Source organism: Bacteroidales bacterium, assembly GCA_035299085.1.
Lineage (GTDB): Bacteria > Bacteroidota > Bacteroidia > Bacteroidales > UBA10428 > UBA5072.
Genome location: DATGXG010000067.1, coordinates 1 through 4,602, shown reverse-complemented (window position 1 = coordinate 4,602; position 4,602 = coordinate 1). Strand labels below are relative to the sequence as shown.

At 43.0% G+C, this 4,602-nt stretch carries 5 protein-coding genes; 4 read left to right on the top strand and 1 reads right to left on the bottom strand.

Annotation, left to right across the window (positions count from 1 at the left end):
- From dprA to VK179_21400, 3 genes are all read left to right on the top strand, one after another.
- A partial coding sequence (dprA, locus tag VK179_21410; protein HLO61323.1) for a DNA-processing protein DprA occupies positions 1–891 on the top strand: 891 nt, incomplete at its 5' end.
- Positions 892–1,017: 126 nt separating this feature from the next.
- A complete protein-coding gene (locus tag VK179_21405) occupies positions 1,018–1,791 on the top strand; it encodes a TatD family hydrolase (GenBank protein ID HLO61322.1) in 774 nt (257 codons plus the stop codon).
- Positions 1,792–2,167: 376 nt separating this feature from the next.
- Positions 2,168–3,202, top strand: a complete 1,035-nt coding sequence (locus VK179_21400) for an asparaginase (GenBank protein ID HLO61321.1) — start codon at positions 2,168–2,170, stop codon at positions 3,200–3,202.
- A 552-nt stretch (positions 3,203–3,754) separates the two neighbouring features.
- Here the strand turns inward: VK179_21400 and VK179_21395 are convergent.
- Entirely contained in the window at positions 3,755–3,949 is a 195-nt protein-coding gene (locus VK179_21395; GenBank protein ID HLO61320.1) for a DUF3606 domain-containing protein, read from the bottom strand.
- 332 nt (positions 3,950–4,281) lie between these two features.
- Between VK179_21395 and VK179_21390 the strand changes: the two genes are divergently transcribed.
- Positions 4,282–4,602: chemotaxis protein CheB (locus tag VK179_21390; GenBank protein ID HLO61319.1), on the top strand; the 321-nt coding region annotated here is incomplete at its 3' end.

Sequence of the window (4,602 nt, the reverse complement as noted above, 5' to 3'; positions counted from 1 at the left end):
TTTGTAACCCGGAATAAGATTGATACCCTTTTTTACCTCGATGAGAATTACCCCGAGAGGCTGAGGCACTGCGAGGATGCACCGGTCATTTTGTATGTAAAGGGTAAAACCGACCTGAACCGGTCGAAAATTGTAAGCATTATAGGAACGCGCAATCCTACAGATTATGGCAAGAATATGACCCGGGAACTGGTTGAAAAAATTGCCGGAAGTTACCCCGAGATTCTTATTGTAAGTGGATTGGCTTATGGTATTGATATATGTGCCCATAAGGCGGCTTTGAAGAACAATCTTGAAACAGTGGGAGTGCTGGGTCACGGGTTGTCGGTTCTTTATCCTTCGTCACACAGGGAAGTGGCCAGGCAAATGATAGATAAAGGCGCACTGATAACTGAATTCAGACATGATGAAAAACCTGAATCCCCTAATTTTGTAAAAAGAAACAGGATAATAGCCGGCCTGGCCGATGCCACCATTGTAATGGAATCGGGTGAACAGGGCGGAGCTTTGATTACAGCCGACATTGCCAATTCATATAACCGCGATGTGCTTGCTTTTCCCGGAAGAGTAAATGACCGGTACTCGGTAGGGTGTAACCGGCTTATCAAAACTAACCGGGCTGTGCTGATGGAAGGCCTTGAAGACCTGGAGTACCTGATGGGATGGCAGAAGTCGAAACCAGGTGAACCTTTGCAGAAAGAGCTGTTTGTTGAACTGAATCCCGAGGAAACGCAATTGATAGAACTGATCCGGTCTGACAGCAACGCCACTATTGATATGCTGGCAATCCGCAGTGATCTGCCGGTCAGCAAAGTCTCCGCCCTTTTGCTCAACCTCGAATTCAAAGGTATGATCCGGTGTTTGCCGGGGAAGGTTTATCAAATGTGCTAATATGCTAATGATTTTTATTAGCACATTAGCACATTGGCACATTGACACATTGACACATTGAAACATTGGCACATTAGCACATTAACACATTAGCACATTAGAAGTATCTTTGCATTTTAATTTAGCATGAGATTCATCGATACCCACTCCCACCTCTACCTTCCTGAATTCGACAATGACCGCCGGGATGCCGTACAAAGGGCTATTGATAGCGGAGTAAATAAAATTCTCCTGCCTAACATTGACAGTTCTTCTATACAGGCCATGAACCAAATGACAACCGAATATCCCGGAATTTGTCATTCCATGATAGGTTTACATCCGACATCTGTGAAAGAAGATTATAAAAAAGAACTGGAAATTGTTGAAAGGGAGTTGAGATCAGGCACCTATTGTGCCATCGGGGAAATCGGTATTGACTTATACTGGGATAAAACCTTTCTGCCGCAGCAAAAAAAAGCACTCAGGATCCAGTTCGAATGGTCTCTGGCTTACAATCTGCCTGTAGTGATCCATGCCCGGAATTCTTTTGCTGAAATTCTGAGCGTATTGGAGATTTTTAAAGGAAAAGGACTTAAAGGTATCTTTCACGCGTTCAGTGGTGATGTTGAAACAGCAAAGGCCGTGACATCACAGGGTTTCCTGCTGGGTGTGGGCGGTATGATTACCTACAAAAATTCATTGCTTCCAAAGGTTATAAAAGAAATGCCCGTTGAATGCCTTGTCCTTGAAACCGATTCGCCCTATCTTTCGCCCGTCCCCTACCGTGGTAAAAGAAATGAAAGCAGTTATATACCTGTCATTGCTCAGGTAATTCATGATATTAAAAATATACCTTTGGAAGAAGTAGCGTCAGTGACTACGAATAACGCTGAGAGACTTTTTAGGATTAGCGATTGATGTAGCAGGCCGGATGCTGGATACTGGATACTGGATACTGGATACTGGATACTGGCCGAACGAGCACGTCATTGCGAGGAGCCTTACCGATCATTGATTATAGAGAAGTATAATGCGACGAAGCAATCTGCCGGCACAGGCAGGACGATGCAAAGACAGATGCCGGATGCCGGATTATGGATGGAGAAATGCTAGGCGAAGTCTCCGACTTCGTCAGACCAAATAATATATACAGATAGTATACAACTAACAGACTAACAGACTACAGACTAATGAACACTGATCACTGCTTCTGGTTAAGTACTGCCTGTTCGGGCAGATTGCTTCACCCCGTAGGAACCGGGGTTCGCAATGACGATCTTTTAAAAGCTAAACAATGATCCACAAACCATCCCTCCTCATCATCTACACCGGCGGAACCATCGGCATGGTGCAGGACCAGGAGACCGGGGCGCTGAAGCCTTTCCGGTTTGACAATATACTGGAGGAAGTTCCGGAACTGAAGAAGTTCGGATATAATCTGAATTCCTATGCCTTTAATCCTCCACTCGATTCATCCAACATAAGTCCTTCTGCATGGATTAAAGTGGCTGAAATTATTGAAAGCAATTACAACAATATCGATGGATTCATAGTGCTGCACGGGACCGATACAATGTCTTATTCTGCATCGGCTTTGAGCTTTATGCTTGAAAACCTTGCTAAACCGGTGATTTTTACCGGATCGCAGCTCCCGATAGGGTCATTGCGCACCGATGGAAAGGAAAATCTTATATCAGCCGTTGAAATTGCAGCATCCGTTAAAAACGGGGACCCTGTTGTTCCGGAGGTTGCTATTTACTTTGAAAACAGGCTTTACAGGGGCAACAGGACAACCAAGAACAATACAGAGGATTTTAATGCTTTTTTATCAGGTAACTATCCTCCGCTTGCCGAAAGCGGTGTCCATATAAGATATAATTACAGTGCCATTCACTATTACGATAATAAACTACCGCTTATAGTGAATAAGCACCTGGATACCAATATTGTCATTCTGAAGCTATTTCCGGGAATTAACCAGGCCACGGTGGAAGCAACCTTGAATATTCAGGGTCTCCATGCTGTAATCCTCGAAACATTCGGTGCCGGAAATGCACCTGAGCATGATTGGTTTATTAATGCAATTTCAGATGCCTGTTTTAGGGGAATCATTATCATGAATGTTACCCAGTGCATTTCGGGCAGTGTGGAAATGGGCCTGTATGAAACAAGCCGTAAATTAACAGCCGCCGGCGTGATAAGCGGTCACGACATAACCTCCGAGGCAGCGGTTACCAAACTGATGTTCCTGTTAGGAGCCGGCAAGGATGTCAATTGGATCAAAGAAAATTTGAAACAATCACTTAGAGGTGAGATGACCGTGGTTTAGGGGAATGTGCTAGGCGAAGTCTCCGACTTCGTCTATACGTAGAATGTGCTAGGCGAAGTCTGCGACTTCGTCTAAACGCTAGGTGATTTCAAGCGTAATTACAAATTACGCTTAGCACATAGTCAAGTTAAGTAATCTTTGGCCGTAAATGCCAGGCGAAGTTTTCAACTTCGTCTGAACGTAAATTCATTAATTTATTATTAACTATCAGTTACGTATAGACGAAGTCACAGACTTCGCCTAGCTCAAAGATGACTGTGGTATAGGCTATGGCCTAAAGCCTGTCTTCAGGGTGTGGACTGAATAACTCAGGTTGCAATTGATTTGCGTAAAAGCTCCGCTAGGAGCGGCATTATGGTAGATACCTGAATTATTAAAAATCAAAAAGTTCCGCCAGGAGCGGCATTATGGTGAATCAAGCTGAATTAACCATAATTTCGCTCCTGGCGGAGCTCTGGGTTATGTTGAAGATATCATTGGCTACCATAATACCGGCCCTAACGGGCCTGTTGCTTAAACCTTCGGTTTAAGCCTCCTTTCAGCCAAATTCATTTACCTGTAAACCCTCGTTTTCAAATATTCCTCCACATCTTCAGAGGATACTCCTACTGTGTTCACCGCTTCGATTAACTCTTCCATACTGCAATGGAATTTCTCACACCAGTATTCCCTTTCAGGCAGGTGATTCATATAAATCCTGCTCTCGTCAATCGGTTCGTGTCCGCTTATATTTTGATTGTTTTCCATAATTTTCGTTTTTGCGTTTATGCCAATCGTTGCGATAATTAAGCAAAAATGATTATGCTTCTGATATTCTGCATTTTAGTTTACTATCGGTTTTTTAAGGCTGTGGAACAAAATGAACTGTTTTTGGATTTTGTTCCACAGAAGCGCTGGTTTACCGTGTCGGTTTGTTTGGTACCGGTTGAGGGTGAGAAAATTGCAAAGGTTATGAGTTAATTATAAACCGTTGTTCAAATTCTTTTTCGATTCGGTAAGTTTTTGTTACTAGATTTGTATACAGTGCAACAGGCGCAATTGTCTCTTGATTTCTCCTCATATTGTTATCTTTCCTCAAAATGAAAACGAAGAATAAACAGGATAAAATGGTAAAACTGCAGAACACCGTTAGAGTATTTCCATCGCCTGACAAGAAAAGCAATGACTTTCCAATTGTCGGAATCGGGGCCTCAGCAGGGGGGCTTGAAGCTCTTGAACAGTTTTTCAGCAACATGCCTGAAAATTGTAATATGGCTTTTGTGATTATCCAGCATCTCGATCCTACCCGAGAAAGTATTACATCCCAGCTTCTTCAGCGGGTAACGGGAATGAAGGTTTTACAGGCAACTGATGATCTTAAAGTAAGTATAAATCATGTTTATATAATACCTCCAAATAAA

What these genes read in the sequence shown, in the direction of transcription:
- VK179_21405 (HLO61322.1), top strand. Translation starts at nt 1,018, where the DNA reads ATGAGATTCATCGATACCCACTCCCACCTCTACCTTCCTGAATTCGAC.
- VK179_21400 (HLO61321.1), top strand. Translation starts at nt 2,168, where the DNA reads ATGATCCACAAACCATCCCTCCTCATCATCTACACCGGCGGAACCATC.
- VK179_21395 (HLO61320.1), bottom strand. Translation starts at nt 3,949, where the DNA reads ATGGAAAACAATCAAAATATAAGCGGACACGAACCGATTGACGAGAGC.